Here is a 16,307-nt window from a genome sequence, read left to right on the forward strand (position 1 = left end):
GGTGGGCGGCAGGGGCTGCGGCCCCTTGTATCTTGCCGTTGTCATCGCAAGATGGAAACAAACTTGGGCGCGGCAGACCGGGAACCCCTGGGTCCGCAATGAGCGAGACCGTGGTGCAGCGCGGGTCGCCGCGCCCTAATAAGCAGGTCAAAGCCCGAACAGTCGCCGGGGCCGGCGCCAGTGGTCGAGCCCGCATCGGGCAAGGAGGGGTGAGGCCTGAGCGGAGGAGGGCAGCGATGACGAGGGCAGAAGTGTTCGTGGGAATCGATGTGAGCAAGGCGCGGCTGGATGTGGCGCTAGGGTTCGCGGGCGAGTTGTTGGGCATCGCCCACGACGCGCGTGGGATCGTGGAGCTGGCCGGGCGGTTGCAAAAGCTCGCTCCCGCGCTGGTGGTGCTGGAAGCCAGCGGCGGCTTGGAGACGGCGCTGGTGGGCGAGCTGGCGGCGGCGCAGGTGCCGGTGGCGGTGGTCAACCCGCGCCAAGTGCGCGAGTTCACGCGCTGCACCGGGCAGTTGGCCAAGACCGACGCGCTTGACGCGCGTGCCCTGGCGCTGTTCGCGGAGCGGATCAAGCCGCCGGTCAGGGAGTTGCCCGACGAGCAGACCCGCCAGTTGCAGGCGCTGGTTACCCGTCGGCGCGAACTGGTCGAGATGCTGAGCGCCGAGCGCAACCGGCTCGGCTGCGTGCCGGCGGTGCTGCACCGCGAGATCCGCGCGCATATCCGCTGGCTCCAGGCCCGGCTTAAGCAGCGCGACCACGACCTCGACCAGATGCTGCGCAACTCGCCGCTGTGGCGGGAACGGGAGGACCTGCTGAGCAGCGTGCCCGGTGTCGGTCCGGTGCTGTGCGCAACGCTGCTCGCGGGACTGCCGGAGTTGGGCCGGCTCAACCGGCGGGAGATTGCCGCGCTGGTGGGGGTGGCGCCCTATCCCCACGACAGCGGCACGATGCGTGGCCGGCGCACGGTCTGGGGCGGACGCGCCCATCTGCGCGCGGCGCTCTACATGGGCGCCCTCGTCGGCGTGCGCTATAACCCGGTCCTGCGTTCCCTCTATTGCCGTCTGCTGCAGCGTGGCAAAGCCAAAAAGCTCGCGCTGGTCGCCTGCATGCGCAAACTCATCACCATCCTAAATGCGATGCTTAAGCATCGCACTCATTGGAGTGCTCCATGCCCAATCCCCGCTTGACTACCAAGACAGTCGCTGCACCCACGGCGGGTTTCGCATACAACTAAGTTCCCCCGTCGCTGCTCTGCTCTACGCGCGCGATGCGGGGCAGTTCAATGCGGCTGGGGTTCGGTCGCGGGCTTGGTGAACTTGAGCGTCATCCGGTCGCTCTCTCCGATCGCCAGATACTTGGCGCGATCCTTTTCACCCAGGCGCAAGGTTGGCGGCAGATACCATACCGGATGGTCGCGCAGGTCCTTGGGATTTGCGTTGATTTCCGAGGCGCCCGTCAGTTTGAAGCCGGCCTCTTCCGCCAGCTTAATCATATAGTCCTGGCGCACATATCCGTTCTTGGCGTTGGGATCCTGCGGCTGCGACGGATCGGCGCGATGGTCGGTTATCCCCAAAATTCCGCCGGGTTTCAGCGCGCGGTAAAACGCCTTGAAGTAGTCTTGCGCGGTGCCGTGCGCAATCCAGTCGTGAACGTTGCGAAACGTCAAGACCATATCGGCCGAGCCGGCGGGCGCGATTTCGGTTTCAGCCGGCGGCTTGAGCGTGGTCACGATGACGCGGCCATAGACGGCGGGATCGGCCTTGAGCTTGTCCTGGAAAGTCTTGGCGCCCGGTCCGCCTCCCACCGCTTCGTAAAGCTTGCCGTGGTCCTTGAGCAAGGGCGCCAGAATCTCGGTGTACCAGCCGGCGCCGGGCGAGATCTCGACCACGGTCATCGCGGGCTTGATTCCGAAGAAGGTGAGCGTTTCGAGCGGATGGCGATATTTGTCGCGGGCCTTATTTGCCGCGGAACGCTGCGGTCCGGCGATCGCCGCCGAAAGCGCGTCCTCGGCGCCGGTGTCATCGCGGGAGGCTGTCGCCGGCCGCATCGATGAGATCGCAACGATCGATAGAGTAAGCAGGACATACAAGGGGAATCGGATTTGGTGCTTCACTTGCATGGGGGCCTTTTTCTCACTCTCTCAATTGCGAAACGCGTGGCGCTCGAGTTTCCAGGAACAACAATCTTACGCCGCACTCATATACGGGGCGAGGCGCCGGAATCGTGCATCGACGCCGGTGCACGGAGTGCGATAATTTTTTTCTGCGGCGCGCCTACGCGGGCGCGCGCCGCGCGCGGCAAACGTCCGACGCAGATCAGTCGTGGAGGTTCACGAGCGCTTTTTGCGGGTCTTTTTGCGCGACTCCCGGGTCTTGGCCTGCAGTCTGGATTTTTTCCGTTTGCGCCGCCGCTTGATTTCTTTTTGCCGTTCGCTTGCCATCTAACCTCTCTTCGCTTGTTACTTAGTCCAGCGGGACCGTCCGTTCCACCTTTGCGCCGGAGTCGAGATGGATTCCAGCCGAAGTCACGTAGGGCTTGCCCTTGCCGGACCGATTTTCCACATAAGCGTCGTAGTCGCCCGGGTCAAGCTTGAAGCGATGCTCACTTCCGGGATCGCTCTCGGCGACTTTGGTCTGCGTTCCCGCGCGCAAAATTACCACGCGAGTCGAGTTGTCGAACGGAACTTTAGACATCACGGTCTGCACCACCAAGTCCGCCTTCACAACTTCGTCGAGCGTCAGCTTCGCGCCATGCCCGGGCGCGAGCGCCACCGCGTGCCAGTCGTAGCCTTGCGGGGGCGCATCGACGTGGACGTTCACCTGTTGGGGCGCGAACAGATACTTGTCGCCCGTAATAAAGCTGGCGACCTTCGCGTGCGGCGAATCGGTGGTGGTCACGGTCACGCCGAAGCCGGGATCGGCGCCGGTCCTGTCTTTCACGCTGACCTGCAGCACGGCGACATTTTCAATGAGCACGGTGTGAGTGCGGCCGGCCTCGATCTGGACGCCGTCCTTGACGATCTGCCCGCCGACGATCGGCATCACCAGTTTGTATTGGCCCGGCGCCAGCGCGATCGACGAGCCGGGCGTGACCTGGCCGGCCTCCGTCCCGTTGGCCGCGATCAGGTGTGCGGGATTTTTCGCGCCCGCGCCGTCTTCGCCGAGTACGTCGAGCTTCAGGTTCCCGGTTTGGGCCGCGCCCGCAATCGCCGCGGCAATCGAGACGGCGGCGAGCAGGGCGATGGTGGTGGCGAGCAGGCGAATCGGTCTCATACGCGGATCGGTATCTTATGGGGGCGATGCGGCGTGCGCTACCGCGCCCGGCTAGCGCGATTATGTGTTCGCTGTTCGCGCAAACCGTTTTCTCTTATCGTCGCACCGCGACCGAGATGCCGCGGCGTGAAGCGACCCGCCTGATTTGATCAGGGGGTATAGAGCTCACACTCCGTGATCCCGCCGCCCACGATGAACCCGCCTGCGATCAGTACCTTCCCATTGAGCAGCAGCGTTGCAGTGTGCTGTTCGCGGGTCTGAAGCAGGTTGCAGGTGGCCGAGAAGGAATTGGCCACCGGATCATAGAGGTCATTGTTCGGGGTAATAAACCCGCCGGTGGTAAAGCTGGCTGAGATGAGCACCTGACCCATTCGCGGGCCGCTGGTGAACAGCGTCGCGGCATCGTACGCTTTGGCGTTGACCATGTTCGGGCCGGCCGTAAAAGTCGCGGTGGCTGGATCAAAAATCTCGGTGGTATTGCTGACGTTGTCGGTGCTCATGGTAACCCCGCCTGCGACCAGTACCTTTCCGCTGATCAGTAGGGTCGAGGTATGAAGCCTTCGCGGATCGAGCAAACTGCCCGAAGCGGAGAAGGTGTTGCCGACCGGAGTGAAAAGGTCTGTTGGAGCGATGTACGAAAAACCGCTACCAACGCCACCGATCAGCAGCACGTCATTCGCCAAGGGACCCGCCGTAAACAGGATGTCGGTCTGGAGTTGGCGCGGATTCGTCAGGTCGCCGATTGTGCTGAAAGTCCCGGCCACCGGGTCGTACAATTCCGCGGCCGGCACCAGCGTGACCAAGGGTCCGCCGACGCCACCCGCGATCAAGACTCCACTGGTGGTCAAAGTCGCGGTGTGATACGAGCGGGTACTGTTCAGGGGGCCGGTCACGGTCCAGGTTCCGGTCGCTGGGTCGTATAGTTCTGCCGAGGCGATGCTATGGCCGGTGGGGTCGGAGCCGCCCGCGACCAGCACCTTACCGCTCGGCAGCAGCGTCGCTGTATGGGAAACTCTGCCGGTTGTCATGCTCCCGGTTAAGCTGAAGGTACCGGTGACGGGATCGTAGAGTTCCGCGCTGGCCAGCGAGAGGCTGGCGCCCGGGCCATCGCCTCCCGCGATCAAGACTTTGCCCATCAGAGGGCCGCTCGTAAACAGCGTCGCCGTATGGGCATAGCGACCGACATTGAGGGGGCCGGTAACGCTGACGCTGCATGTAGCCGTCGAGGTTGGAGTCGGGGTCGGCGTCCGCGTCGAGGTACTGGTTGGGGTCGAAGTCCGCGTCGTGGTGGCGGTGGGAGTTAGCGTCGCGGTCGGCGTCGGGGTTGCGGACTGTGAACCCGTAGGGGTAGGCGTCGGGGTCTTTTTGTGCCGATGAAAAGACTGCCCGGAGCTACTGCCGTTATCGCAAGCAGAGAGAATAACAGCAAAACATAGTAACGCCGATAACAGTCTTAAGGACCGCAGCATCAAATTCCTCCCAGATTTCGGTTAATCGAATCCAGGAGGATTTTCGATTTGACCGGAATTTCGATTTTGAAGCCTGATGCACACTGTACGAAAGTCAGGCGTAGAGCAAACGTGAAGTTCGAGATCGGGTTTGACCTTGTGACTGAACCCGCGCGCAAATCTCTGTGACTCCTGAATCCGGGTTTCAGGCCGGATTCAGGGATGAACTATTCAGCCTGACCCCGCCCGATTCGACGTGCTATGCGTACGCTATGGTCAACCGCCAGGATCCCCCACACTCGCCGGCCTCGCCCGCAATCGGGCGACACCAGCTTCCTGCGGAAAAATTTTTGACGGAACAAAGCTAGAGCTAGAAGGGGGCCGTCCCAAAACCACTACCTAAGGTATAAATTGCGCTCTCCGGCTCTATTCGATCAGTCAGAATTGCGCCTGTCATCTCTCTTTCCACTTACTATCCGCTCGCGTTACGCTGGCTGAAAGCCAATGAAACTCTCGACCCGACTGCTCGGCACTTCCTACCGCTTCCGCTCGGTTAAGGAATTGCTTGCGCGCGCCAACGAAGCGCGCTCGGGCGACGAACTTGCGGGAATCGCCGCGCGCTCCGAGCGGGAACGAATCGCAGCCAAGGCGGTGCTCGCCGATCTCACGTTGAACGATCTCCGCGAGAACCCGGTCGTCGCCTACGACCGCGACGAAGTGACGCGCGTGATCGACGACGCGCTGGATCGCGACGCATTCGCCGCCGTGCGCAACCAGACCGTCGGCGAGCTGCGCGAATGGCTGCTCGATGACGCGACCACCGGCGACGCGATCCTCGCGACCGGGCGCGCAATCACCGCGGAGATCGCCGCTGCGGTCGCCAAGCTATGCGGCAATCTCGATCTGATCACGATTGCGTCGAAGATTCGCGTCGTCACCAGCGCGCGCACCACGCTTGGCCTCGCGGGCCGGCTCTCGACGCGCCTCCAGCCCAACCATCCGCGCGACGATCTCACCGCAGTCGCCGCCGCCATTTACGAAGGCCTCGCCTACGCGACCGGCGACGCGCTCATCGGCATCAACCCGTGTATCGACGAGCCCGACAACATCCGCCGATTGCTCGAACTCACCGCCGACATCATCGAGCGCACCGGAGCGCCGACGCAAAACTGCGTGCTCGGCCATATCACGACGCAGATGCGCGCGCTCGAGGCCGGCGCTCCGATGGACATCCTGTTCCAGAGCCTGGCGGGAACGGAGAAGGGCAACGCCGGTTTCGGGATTACGGTCAGGATGCTCGACGAAGGCTACGCGATGATCCGCGAGACCGGCAGGATCCGCTCGGCGAACCTGATGTACTTCGAAACGGGGCAGGGCTCCGAGCTGTCCGCCGATGCGCACGAGGGCGCGGACCAGGTCACGCTCGAGGCGCGATGCTACGGGCTTGCGCGCCGCTACGCGCCGCTGCTGGTCAACACAGTGGTGGGCTTCATCGGCCCCGAATATCTGTACGACGCGAAACAAATCACGCGCGCCGGCCTCGAGGATCATCTGATGGGCAAGCTGCTCGGAGTCCCGCACGGAGCCGACGCATGCTACACCAATCACGCTCGCGCCGATCAGAACGATTGCGAAAATCTGGCGGTGCTGCTGGCGTCGGCGGGATGCAACTACTTCATGGCGCTGCCGATGGGCGACGACGTGATGCTCTCTTATCAATCCACCAGCTATCACGATGCGGCGGCGCTGCGCGCAGTGCTCAAGCTGCGTACCGCGCCCGAGTTCGAGCAATGGTGCGAGCGCCGGGGGATTCTCCGCGACGGCTGTCTCACGGCGCGCGCCGGCGACGCGCGGCTGCTGCTGATGGATTCGCCGAGCAAGACCGACGGTGAGGCAGATTTCGACGCGATGCGCAAATCGACGCCCGCGCGGCTTGGGGTTGGACGCGCGGGTCCGCGCTACACGACGGCCGCGATGCTCTCTGTGCGGGCAGATCACGCGCGCGCCGTCGATGCGGTCACGGCGCTGGTCGGGCGAGATTGGCCGCAGCGCAACGGCCTGCTCGAAGTTCACTCGCAAGCGCTCACGCGCGAAGATTATATCCGCTATCCCGAGCGCGGCCGGCGTCTTGGCGCCGTCGATGCTGCTCGCGTCGCGCGACTTGCGCCGCGCGGACGCGGCAAATCGGCGACGCCCAGCGTGCTGCTATGCGTCGGCGACGGACTTTCATCGGCGGCGGTGGAGAAGAACGCGGGGCCGCTGATGCGCGCGCTCAGGCGGCGGCTCTCGTCGCGATACCGGCTCCTGAAGCCGATGTTCATTCGAAATGCGCGGGTCAGAATCGAAGACCATCTGGGCGAAATATTGCGCCCCGACGTGGTCTGCATGATCGTCGGCGAGCGTCCCGGCCTGGCCACCGCCGAGAGCCTGAGCGCGTACGTGATTTATCGGCCCACGCTCAAATCGATCGAGCCCGAGCGCACGGTGATATCGAACATTCATCGCGGCGGGATTCCGATCGCGCAAGCCGGGCGCAAAATCGCGGCGCTGATCGACGACGCGATCCGATTGCGGGCCTCGGGCGCCGCTCTCGCGCAGAAAATTGCGCCGGCAACGTGACTGCCGATACTCTCATCTTTCGCTTTCCGAATACTGGGTGCAGGGGTCACCCCTGCCGCGGCTGGCGCGTGCTCATCCGAAAAACTACGCTGGAAAACTGCCATGTCCGATCGCGAATCAGTGCTTGCCGCCAACCGCGCCTTTTACGACGCCTTCGAAAGTCTCGACGCGGAAAAGATGGAAGCGGTTTGGCTGCGCGACCCGCGAATCATTTGCATCCATCCCGGATGGCGCAAACTTTCGGGATGGGGCCCGATCATGGCGAGCTGGGAGCGCATCCTCGACAACGTATTCGAGATGAAGTTCGAGCTTGGCGAGATTGAAGTGACGATCAGCGGCGATCTGGCGATCGTCGTCGTCGAGGAAAGCCTGACCCAGCGCGGCTACGACGGCAACGAACGCTCGAACGTGCTCGCCACCAATGTGTTCGAGCGCGTGGGCAACCGATGGTTCATGGTGATGCATCATGGGTCGCCGGTGCTCGCGCCGCCCGACGACGAGCCGCCGCTCCAGTAATTCGCAAGCTGCCGCAACTGTGCGGGGAGAAAATTGGACGATGCTCAAGCGCGTTGACAGAATTCAGATTGCGGTCGCCGACATCAATGCGGCCGAGCGGGTGGTCGCAGAAGTCTTTGGCGCGGAGCTAATTCGCCGCGACAAGGCGGCGCCGCTTGGCGCCAGGCGAACCACGATGCAAGCGGGGACGAGCCTCGTCGAAATTCTCGAACCCGACGGGGCAGGAGCGGTCCAGGATTTTGTCTCGAAGTGGCAGACCGGACTGTTCGGCGCGGGATTTTCGGTGGACGACCCCGCCGCCGCCGCGCATCACCTCGCCAAGTGCGGCGTCGGCTTCGAGCAATCCGCGGGACAACTCTATCTCGACGCCGCCGCGACGTTTGGGATGCGCACCGTAATTTCGCAGCATCAGGAACGCGCGCCCGCCGGCGCGATAAAATGGGCCTACGAAGTCACCAACGTCGTTGGCGATTGGCAGGCGGCGTCGGCCCGCTATGCGCGCATCTTCGGCCTCGACGCGGCGAAGTTCAGCCCGATCGAGAGCAAGGATTTCGGCTACACGGGTACGCTGACGCTGTTCGATCCTCCCGCGCGTCTTGACCGCGTCGAGATCGCGCAGATCACCGACGCCACGCTTGCGATGGGCCGTTTTCACCAACGGCGCGGCGATTCGCTGTACATGTTTTTCGTCGAGACCGACGACGTCGGCGCGCTCGAACGGCGCCTGCAAGAGCGCGGCGCGCGTTTCGCGGCGCATCACCGCGACGAGGCGGAGCTGGCGGAATTGTTCATCCATCCTTCGGCATTTCTCGGCGTGCTGGTCGGGGTGAGCCGCACCGAGCATGCGTGGCTGTGGTCGGGCGATCCCGAGCGTGCGCGGCGCGCCGCGACGGCGCGGCAGGGGTGACCCCTGCACCCGGTATTAAGGCCGCCCGCCGTTGGCGGGCGCGGCCGCGATTGCGGGCTACTTTGCCTCGCGCATCGCGCGCACCAGAATCGCCGCCAGCTCCGGCCGGGTGAATTCGGGCGGCGGCGCATCGCCCGCCCGCAGCATCTCGCGAACCTTCGTTCCCGACAGTATCAAGCGGTCTTGATCGGTATGCGGGCAGGTCTTGAACGACGCCATCGAATTGCATCGCTTGCAGTAGAACGTGTTCTCGAAGGTCAGCGGCGTTATCCCCATTTCGGACGGCTCGAAGCGCTCGAAGATTTTCTGCGCGTCGTAGCTGCCGTAGTAATTGCCGACGCCGGCGTGATCGCGCCCGACGATGAAATGCGTGCATCCGTAGTTGCGCCGCGCGATCGCGTGCAGGATCGCCTCGCGCGGGCCGCCGTAGCGCATGTGCGCCGGGAACACGCCGATCATCGCGCGATTTTTCGGATAGTACAGGTCGAGCAGAACCTTGTAAGTCTCCATCCTGACCGCGGCGGGCACGTCGTCGCCTTTGGTTTCTCCAACCAGCGGATGGATCATCAGACCGTCGCAGATTTCGAGCGCCGCTTTCTGGATATACTCGTGCGCGCGATGAGTCGGGTTGCGGGTTTGGAAGGCGACGATTTTTTTCCATCCCCGCTCGCGAAACGCCGCCCGCGTCTGTCGCGGCTCGCGCGGAAATTCCAGGAAGGTGCGGCCCGGTATTTCCTCGATCAGTGTGAGCTTGCCCGCCAGGCAGTACGGCGGCATCGAGGTGACGTTCTTGGCCCCCGGATGCGCGTCCTCGGCGGTGCCGAAAACATTTTGCGCTTCGTTTTTGCGATCGACTTGGTAAATTTCCGCAAGCTTCAGAATCGCCAGCCGCCGGCCGTCTTCGGCCGCCAGCGCGATATCCTGTCCGGCTTTCAGTGATTTCGCTTTCGCTTCATCGACGCCGAGTGTGATTGGAATGGACCACGGCACTCCCGACGCAAGCCGCATCTCGTCGCGCGAGCGAATATAGTCCGCCTCGCCCATGAAACCGGTCAGCGGAGAGAAGGCGCCTGACGCGAGCATCTCGAGATCGGCCAGGTCGCGCGCGTTGAGCGCAACGGCGGCGAGTTTCGCGCCGTGCGCCGCCAGCGCGGCGCGCTCGGAGGCCGGCGCTTTCAGATCGACCAGCTCGCCGCCGCCATGAGCCGCGATTGCGTCCTCGCGCACGCTCATCGCCGTGCTCCCTTGCTGACGTAGTTCAGCTCCTCGAGCCGCCCGAGCAACTTGCCCAGGCTCTGCGCGACGGTTTCCGTGCCGGTATCGACAATCAGTTCGGGCTTCAGCGGCTCTTCGTAGGGGTCCGAGACGCCGGTGAAAGATTTGATCTCGCCGGCCAGCGCCTTTTTGTAGAGCCCTTTGACGTCGCGCTCGACGAGTTTTTCGATCGTGCAGCGGACATAGACTTCGACGAAGCGCTCATGATTGCGGCGCACCTCGTCGCGAATCTCGCGGTAGGGCGAAATCGCCGCTGAAATGGCGATCACCCCGTTGCGCGCCAGCAGATGGCAGACATAGCCGATGCGCCGGATGTTGATGTCGCGATCCTCTTTGGAAAAGCCAAGTCCCTTGGAAAGATTGGTGCGGACTTCGTCACCGTCGAGGATTTCTACGCGATGCGCGCGCCGGCGCAATTCTTCGGCGGCCAGATTGGCAAGCGTGGACTTTCCCGCCCCGGACAGGCCTGTAAACCACAAGGTAAAACCTTGATCCATCGGCAAAAACTGATGCTCCCTTAAGAATTAGATTACTTGGTGAACGTTGAAAGTTACTTAATCTTATCGAGAGAAACAAGGCTGCCGCTGGTACTGGAGTTGGGCGCCGGCTGCCCGGTTCAGGCGCGCGCAGCCGGCAGGTTCAGGTGAATCGCCAGCGCGGCTGGCGAGCCGAAGATTTCTGTGGCGCCTGCCGCGAGCAACCGATCGCGCGCGACCTCGGTGGCCGCGATTCCATAAAATCGCACGCCACAACTTTGCGCGGCCAGCAGGTCGGCTTCGCTGTCGCCAACAAACGCGGCCTGCGATCGATCGGCGGAAAACAATTCGAGTGCGCGAATCAGCATGTCGGGCGCCGGCTTGAGTCCGAGCATCGTGTCGCGTCCGACGATTGCGTCGATCGATGCGCCGGCGTTCCTGTCGAACCAGCGCTTGACCGTTCTCGACGAGTTGGAGGTCACGATCGCGACGGCGGCGCCGGTTTCTTTCAGGGCCGCGAGCGCTTCGATCGCGCCTTCGAGCGGTTGCGCGCGATCGACTCCCGCCAGCTCGATTTTCTCGATTATCTCCGAAGCGCGGCGCAGCCCTTCCGTGACCCGGGGTTGGTTGATCTGCGCGAGCATGAGCGTGCGGTAGGCGCCGTAGAGCGGGAGATTGCCGCGCGGGATTCGCGCGAACAGTTGGTCAGGCGCACCGATGGAGCGCAGGTAGGGTTCGAGGATTAGCCGGCCGCCGGCCCAATCGACCTCGGGCTCGAGCCGCGCGATGGTGTTGTCGAAATCGAACATCCAGAGCTTGTACATCACGGATGAAGGCGAACCCTGGATTGATAACCGTCGAATTCAATGATCGCCGGCGATGGATTTTCCGCGTATCCGGCAAGCAGCTTGAACGCCTCCGCTGTCGCGAGCATCGCGATAAAATCCGCGACTTCCGAGCGGCTAGCCACTGCCGGGTGCATCGGCGCATCGACGGTTGTCGGGCTGGGCGACCCGCCGGGGACGACGGTGATTTTTCCCGGCGCGTCCAGGCGCGCGACTACCCACGCCCGCACCTCGCGACAGCTCACGATTTCATATGCAACTTTTCGCGCCGCTTCGCTTCCAACGATCAAGAGCGCCAAATCGACGCGGCCTTCCGGCTCATCCGCGACAGTGACGGATACGCCGGCGTTCAGTTCGCGCGCGGCGGCGATTTTCCCGGCGAATCCACCGTGGTCGCCGGCCACTTTAACCCCGATCGCTCCGACCCCTGCGCCAACCAGATAGGCGAGCGGCGCTTCGATATCGCGCGCATCGCCCGCCAGCAGCATCTGTGCGGCAATCAAGCGTTCCTGGCCACGGCCGCCGACGCGCGGCACGATTATCTGGCGGCTGTAGCGTTCGATTTGCGCGTCAGTCAGCGTCATCGCGATTCCGTCAATTGCCCGGCGCCTGCGACTGGCGCCGCCTGCGCGCATCGCGACCATCCGGCTTCCACGCGCCGCAGCCGCAGCCGGGGCGCGGGCTAACCGCCGCAATCCGCACCCGGGCCGGGCCGGACGCGTCGTAGGTGAGGATTTTTCCCGAGAGCAAGGGCGTTTGCGCACGCGCGGCGCGCATCGCCTCCGCCGCCTGCATCTGGCCGATCGCGCCGGCGACGGGACCGACGATCCCCGCCTCGCGACAACTCCGGCCTTCGTCGTCATCGGGCGGAGTCTCGAACACGCATCGGATGCACGCCGTCTGGCCCGGAATTACCGTCATCGCCTGCCCGGTCATCCCGACTACACCGCCATAAACGAACGGCGTCCGCGCGGCGATACAGGTGTCGTTGATCAAGAATTTCGCCGCCGGACTGTCAGTCGCGTCGATTACAAAGTCGTGTGCGGCGACCAGGCGCGCCGCGTTGGACGCTTCGAGCGCAATCGGATGGCGTTCGACGCTGACCTCGGGAAACCGCTCGACCAGCCACCGCGCCGCCGCATCAACCTTCGGCGTGCCGGTATCCCGGCTTCGATAGATCACCTGGCGAGCGAGATTCGACAGTTCTACCGGGTCGGGATCGATCAGCGTCAGCCGCGGTGCGCCGGCGCGCGCCAGCGCCCACAACGCGGGAACGCCGAGTCCCCCCAAGCCGACGATCAGTATTCGTTGTGTTGCCACTTCGTCGTGCTTCTCCCGCCCGTCGAGAGCCGCAACGCCATCAGTGCTTGTGGGAGCTGGTGATAAATCCTGCGACGACGATAAGCCTGCAACCGCTAACAGTTGGCTGACGGTAATATGCAAGCGCGGGCGTTGTCAATCGATGGACCAATCGGTCAGGCGCGTGTCAATTAGCTTGCCAATTGGCTTGCCACTCGCCTCTTATTTGTCTATGGTGCCGCAACGTGCGCGGGGGCCTTATGGCGGGGGAACGAAATTCGCACGGCCGGACTGCGGATTTTGCGGATCAAATACATTAGGAGATCGACTATGACTTATCGATGGGCGGGGCTGGCTATTGGTCTGTTACTCTTGGTCGCAGGTCTGTCTCTGGGCACGGCGGGATGCGACCCGTGCCCTTCTTGTTCCGGTCACGCCCAACCCCCCGGTCCGCCGCCTTCCAGCGCGACCGGCCAGGGTCTTATCGCGATCGACACGGCGCACAATGTCGGCTATGTGCCGATCTACACGCTGACAAGCGGCGGCGGAGCGGCGATTAATCCTGATGCTTCATCCGAGCCTGCTACGTCGGTTCCGGGTAGCTCGCAGTTGGCGGTCGTTGACCTGACGATCGGCGCGGCTAATCCGATCATCAAGCTTATCGAACTGTCAAGCGTGGTTGAGCCGACCGGCGGTGCGTTCAATGAAAAGAACGGTCGCGTGTACGCCGAAGGACGCCTCGGCGACGGCACGGTGAGCATCTTTGAAATCGACACGACGACCCAGGCGGTCATCAACACAATTCCCTGTCCAGGGATCACCAACGGCGGCACTTGGGGCGGAATCGTTGCCGATCCCGTGCGTAACCTACTGGTGGTGGCCGGAACCTCAACGATCGGCCTGATGGATACCTCGGTGGAACCGCCGGTCTTCAATGCCGCATCGGTGGTCTCCGTCGCCGGCACCGATTCGCTCTCGCTCAACACAACGACCGGCATTCTCTTCGTCTCAACGGACGGAACCAATCAGATCATAAATATCGCTAACCTCCCGCTGGTCGTGCTCGCCTTCGAACGCACCGAGGCTACAACGGACGGAGTCGGATTCGATCCCGCGACTAACATCCTGCTGCAAACCGATGAGGTCGGCGCCGACCACGGCACCGCCTTCAACTTCGAAACGCTCGATACGACCGTGACGCCGGCTACCGCGCTGAATATTGGATTCGACGGACTTGGATTTCTCGAACCAATTGGCGAAGGGCCGGGCGGGCAGGCGGTCGTCGATGGGGTCACGCATCAGGGGGTCATCAGCGACGAGTTCGGTCAGAATCTGAAGATGATTCATCTGCCGGCGGCGAAGGTGACAGGCGCACTCGACAACAATGGCCAGCCTGGAAGCCCCACCAATCCGGACGCGGCGTCGGTGTTTACGATTTGCGCGACCGTGATTCCGAAGGGAGATGTGAGCAGCACGCCGACCCAGCTCGGTATCGTCGGCGATCCCAACTCGTTGTCCATCGATGTGAAAAATAATCTGGCCTACATGCTTGCCGATACGCTCCCGTACTTTCACTCCTGGGCGAACGATCATGATCCGGCGCCGCCGCTGTTCCTGGTTCGCGTCGATCTGTCAGCGCCCGTGCTCGGTGGAAGTCCGACTGGCGGCACGCAATGGAACCCGACCAGCGCAGCCATCCCGATGCCGTGATGGCTATCGATCGCTGACATCGCGCTGCGCGCGCGCTATCCGATCAGCAGTTCGGCGATCTGAACGCCGTTGAGCGCCGCGCCCTTGCGCAACTGGTCGCCCACCACCGGGAAGTTCAGCGCGTTGGGGCAGTTCAGGTCTTTGCGGATTCGCCCGACGAAGCAATTGGTCGGGCGCCTGCCGATTCGTTTGCCACTCGCCTCGCATTTGTCTATGTTGCCGCAACAGCAGGGGGCCTTGCGGCGGGGGAACGGATTTCGCACGGCCCGACTGCGGATTTCGCAGACGAAATGCATAGGAGATCGCCTATGGCTCCTCGGTGGGTGGGGATGGCTGTTAGTCTGTTGCTTGCGGTAGCAGGGCTGTCCCTGGGCGCGGCGGGATGCGATCCGTGCCCCAGTTGCTCCGCGAAGCCGACTCGGTCGCCGACTCCATCCATCATTCCGACGCCCACTCCCACCGCAACGGCGACGCGGACTGCCACGGCCACTCTGACACCGACTCCGACTGCGACGATCACTGCAACGGCCACCGCAACGGCGACGCGGACTGCCACGGCCACCCTGACCCCGACTCCGACTGCGACGACCACTGCAACGGCTACGGCCACTACGACGGTGACACCGACCGCCACGCCGACGGCGAATGCGCAGATTCCCACGGCCTCAAGCATAATCTCGGTCGATCCTTCCGCAGAGCTGGTATTCGTGGCCATGAACCAATTGGCTTGCAACGGAGACGGGCAGGTCGCGGCGTTAAACGTGGGCGTGGATCCCGACACGACGGATCCGTTTCTGGGGATGATCGACCTGGGACATCCTGACCTGCCGGGCGGCGTTGCCATCGACCCGGCCAACCACGAGGTGATGGTAAGCAGCGGCCTTGAAGGTAACGGCGGCTTCCTCGACATCATCGATGAGACCAGCCGAACCATCGTCAGCGGCTCGCCGTTCGCCTTTCCGCCGGGGTCCGACTCTGAGGTGACCGGCGGCGTGCCCGGCCAGGTTCTTTTCGATTCGGTGAAGGGCGCCGCGATCGTATCGACTGCAGACGCGAGTACCTGCCCGACTGCTGGCGCATGCACGGGCTTTGCGAAGTTCGACCTTGCCGCGAAGACGTTCAGTCCCGTCATCCAGTCGGCGCTTGCCGATCAGTTTGCGTTCAACGCGACCTCCCAAACGATAATCGCGCCTGCCGACTCGATCGATCCGGGACTAGGCACTGGCGCAGGAATGGACGCGATCGATTTGGTCAATTCCGCAGGCTGCATCATTTCCGATCAGAGCGTCAGCACGCTCGCGGCAGATCCGGACGGCTCTGCGATCGATACCACGACCAACATCGCCGTGGCCGGCAACTACTTTTCCCCGCAGGCCACGGTCATAAATCTGAACGGCGCGGCCTTCAATGAAACCGTCACGCCGTGCATGCTCAACGAGGGCGGCACGCTTCCCAACTCCGTCAACATCGATACCGGAACAGGCGTGAATATGCCGGGGGTTGCGGTCAACCCGGTTACTCACCAGGCATTTCTGACCGAGAACGGCGGACCGACGATTGCGCTCCTCGGGTTGCCCTCATCGCCGGTGACCCAGCTTACCAGCGGGATGGTCACCGCGCTTGCCGTCTCGTCGATTCCCAATGATCCGAACGGCAATGCATTCGGCGCCCAAACCTTTCCGTATGCGACCGTCGTCGACGTGGCCAACAACCTGGGCTACGCACTGAGCCAGAACTTCGACTTCATTGTCCAGATCGATCTCTCGCTTCTGCAGAGCAATCCGACGGCGATTTCGACCCCGCTGCCTACCGGAACGTGCGTGGGCTTCTCAACCTCGTATGCCTGCGACAACGGCAACGGCGTGAAGTTCTTCCCGATATTAGTCCCCGGATGCGGCTAACCTTGGCGGGCGCTTGCTATTGGGGGCGGGAGGCGACTA

At 63.2% G+C, this 16,307-nt stretch carries 15 protein-coding genes and 1 pseudogene; 7 read left to right on the top strand and 9 right to left on the bottom strand.

Going from position 1 to position 16,307, the window contains the following annotated elements; translation table 11 throughout:
- Positions 1–236 precede the first annotated feature (236 nt).
- Positions 237–1,187 (top strand): IS110 family transposase, encoded by a 951-nt coding sequence (locus VIO10_RS15110; RefSeq protein ID WP_331966066.1) that lies wholly within the window; start codon positions 237–239, stop codon positions 1,185–1,187.
- A gap of 92 nt (positions 1,188–1,279) precedes the next feature.
- On the opposite strand, the gene VIO10_RS15115 is transcribed toward VIO10_RS15110, so the two are convergent.
- From VIO10_RS15115 to VIO10_RS15125, 3 genes are all read right to left on the bottom strand, one after another.
- Positions 1,280–2,047 carry a methyltransferase gene (locus tag VIO10_RS15115; protein ID WP_349259260.1) on the bottom strand — a complete coding sequence of 256 codons (768 nt, stop codon included), beginning with the start codon at positions 2,045–2,047 and terminating at the stop codon, positions 1,280–1,282.
- A 415-nt stretch (positions 2,048–2,462) separates the two neighbouring features.
- Positions 2,463–3,272 carry a hypothetical protein gene (locus VIO10_RS15120; RefSeq protein WP_331966072.1) on the bottom strand — a complete coding sequence of 270 codons (810 nt, stop codon included), beginning with the start codon at positions 3,270–3,272 and terminating at the stop codon, positions 2,463–2,465.
- A gap of 149 nt (positions 3,273–3,421) precedes the next feature.
- Positions 3,422–4,408: a kelch repeat-containing protein gene (locus tag VIO10_RS15125; protein WP_331966076.1), complete on the bottom strand. Its 987-nt coding sequence runs from the start codon at positions 4,406–4,408 to the stop codon at positions 3,422–3,424.
- A 49-nt stretch (positions 4,409–4,457) separates the two neighbouring features.
- Between VIO10_RS15125 and VIO10_RS15130 the strand changes: the two genes are divergently transcribed.
- The 4 genes from VIO10_RS15130 (at position 4,458) to VIO10_RS15145 (ending at position 8,762) form a co-directional block, all read left to right on the top strand.
- Positions 4,458–4,649: a hypothetical protein gene (locus VIO10_RS15130; protein ID WP_331966079.1), complete on the top strand. Its 192-nt coding sequence runs from the start codon at positions 4,458–4,460 to the stop codon at positions 4,647–4,649.
- Between the two features lie 575 nt (positions 4,650–5,224).
- Entirely contained in the window at positions 5,225–7,339 is a 2,115-nt protein-coding gene (eutC, locus tag VIO10_RS15135; protein WP_331966082.1) for an ethanolamine ammonia-lyase subunit EutC, read from the top strand.
- A gap of 102 nt (positions 7,340–7,441) precedes the next feature.
- Positions 7,442–7,855 (top strand): nuclear transport factor 2 family protein, encoded by a 414-nt coding sequence (locus tag VIO10_RS15140; protein WP_331966085.1) that lies wholly within the window; start codon positions 7,442–7,444, stop codon positions 7,853–7,855.
- A 40-nt stretch (positions 7,856–7,895) separates the two neighbouring features.
- Complete coding sequence (locus VIO10_RS15145; RefSeq protein WP_331966089.1) at positions 7,896–8,762, top strand: VOC family protein; 867 nt, start codon at positions 7,896–7,898, stop codon at positions 8,760–8,762.
- 57 nt (positions 8,763–8,819) lie between these two features.
- On the opposite strand, the gene sat is transcribed toward VIO10_RS15145, so the two are convergent.
- From sat to VIO10_RS15170, 5 genes are all read right to left on the bottom strand, one after another.
- Complete coding sequence (sat, locus tag VIO10_RS15150; RefSeq protein WP_331966092.1) at positions 8,820–9,995, bottom strand: sulfate adenylyltransferase; 1,176 nt, start codon at positions 9,993–9,995, stop codon at positions 8,820–8,822.
- On the bottom strand, positions 9,992–10,534 hold the full coding sequence (gene cysC / locus VIO10_RS15155) for an adenylyl-sulfate kinase (protein ID WP_349259259.1): 543 nt from the start codon (positions 10,532–10,534) through the stop codon (positions 9,992–9,994). Before cysC ends, sat begins: the two co-directional genes overlap by 4 nt.
- A 119-nt stretch (positions 10,535–10,653) precedes the next feature.
- The gene (locus tag VIO10_RS15160) at positions 10,654–11,337 is read right to left on the bottom strand and encodes an HAD-IA family hydrolase (RefSeq protein ID WP_331966186.1); all 684 of its coding nucleotides are present in this window, start codon (positions 11,335–11,337) and stop codon (positions 10,654–10,656) included.
- Positions 11,337–11,942: a hypothetical protein gene (locus VIO10_RS15165; RefSeq protein WP_331966099.1), complete on the bottom strand. Its 606-nt coding sequence runs from the start codon at positions 11,940–11,942 to the stop codon at positions 11,337–11,339. Before VIO10_RS15165 ends, VIO10_RS15160 begins: the two co-directional genes overlap by 1 nt.
- A gap of 10 nt (positions 11,943–11,952) precedes the next feature.
- Positions 11,953–12,801, bottom strand: a complete 849-nt coding sequence (locus VIO10_RS15170) for a HesA/MoeB/ThiF family protein (protein WP_331966102.1) — start codon at positions 12,799–12,801, stop codon at positions 11,953–11,955.
- A gap of 186 nt (positions 12,802–12,987) precedes the next feature.
- Here VIO10_RS15170 and VIO10_RS15175 point away from each other — a divergent pair, with 186 nt between their 5' ends.
- Positions 12,988–14,367 (top strand): hypothetical protein, encoded by a 1,380-nt coding sequence (locus VIO10_RS15175; RefSeq protein WP_331966105.1) that lies wholly within the window; start codon positions 12,988–12,990, stop codon positions 14,365–14,367.
- Between the two features lie 35 nt (positions 14,368–14,402).
- Here VIO10_RS15175 and VIO10_RS16255 read toward each other — a convergent pair.
- Positions 14,403–14,534 (bottom strand): annotated as a pseudogene (locus VIO10_RS16255) (aspartate-semialdehyde dehydrogenase); the annotation flags it as partial.
- A gap of 450 nt (positions 14,535–14,984) precedes the next feature.
- Between VIO10_RS16255 and VIO10_RS15185 the strand changes: the two are divergent.
- On the top strand, positions 14,985–16,268 hold the full coding sequence (locus VIO10_RS15185; protein WP_331966111.1) for a hypothetical protein: 1,284 nt from the start codon (positions 14,985–14,987) through the stop codon (positions 16,266–16,268).
- Positions 16,269–16,307 lie beyond the last annotated feature (39 nt).

This window comes from Candidatus Binatus sp. (genome assembly GCF_036567905.1).
In the GTDB taxonomy this organism is placed as follows: domain Bacteria; phylum Desulfobacterota; class Binatia; order Binatales; family Binataceae; genus Binatus.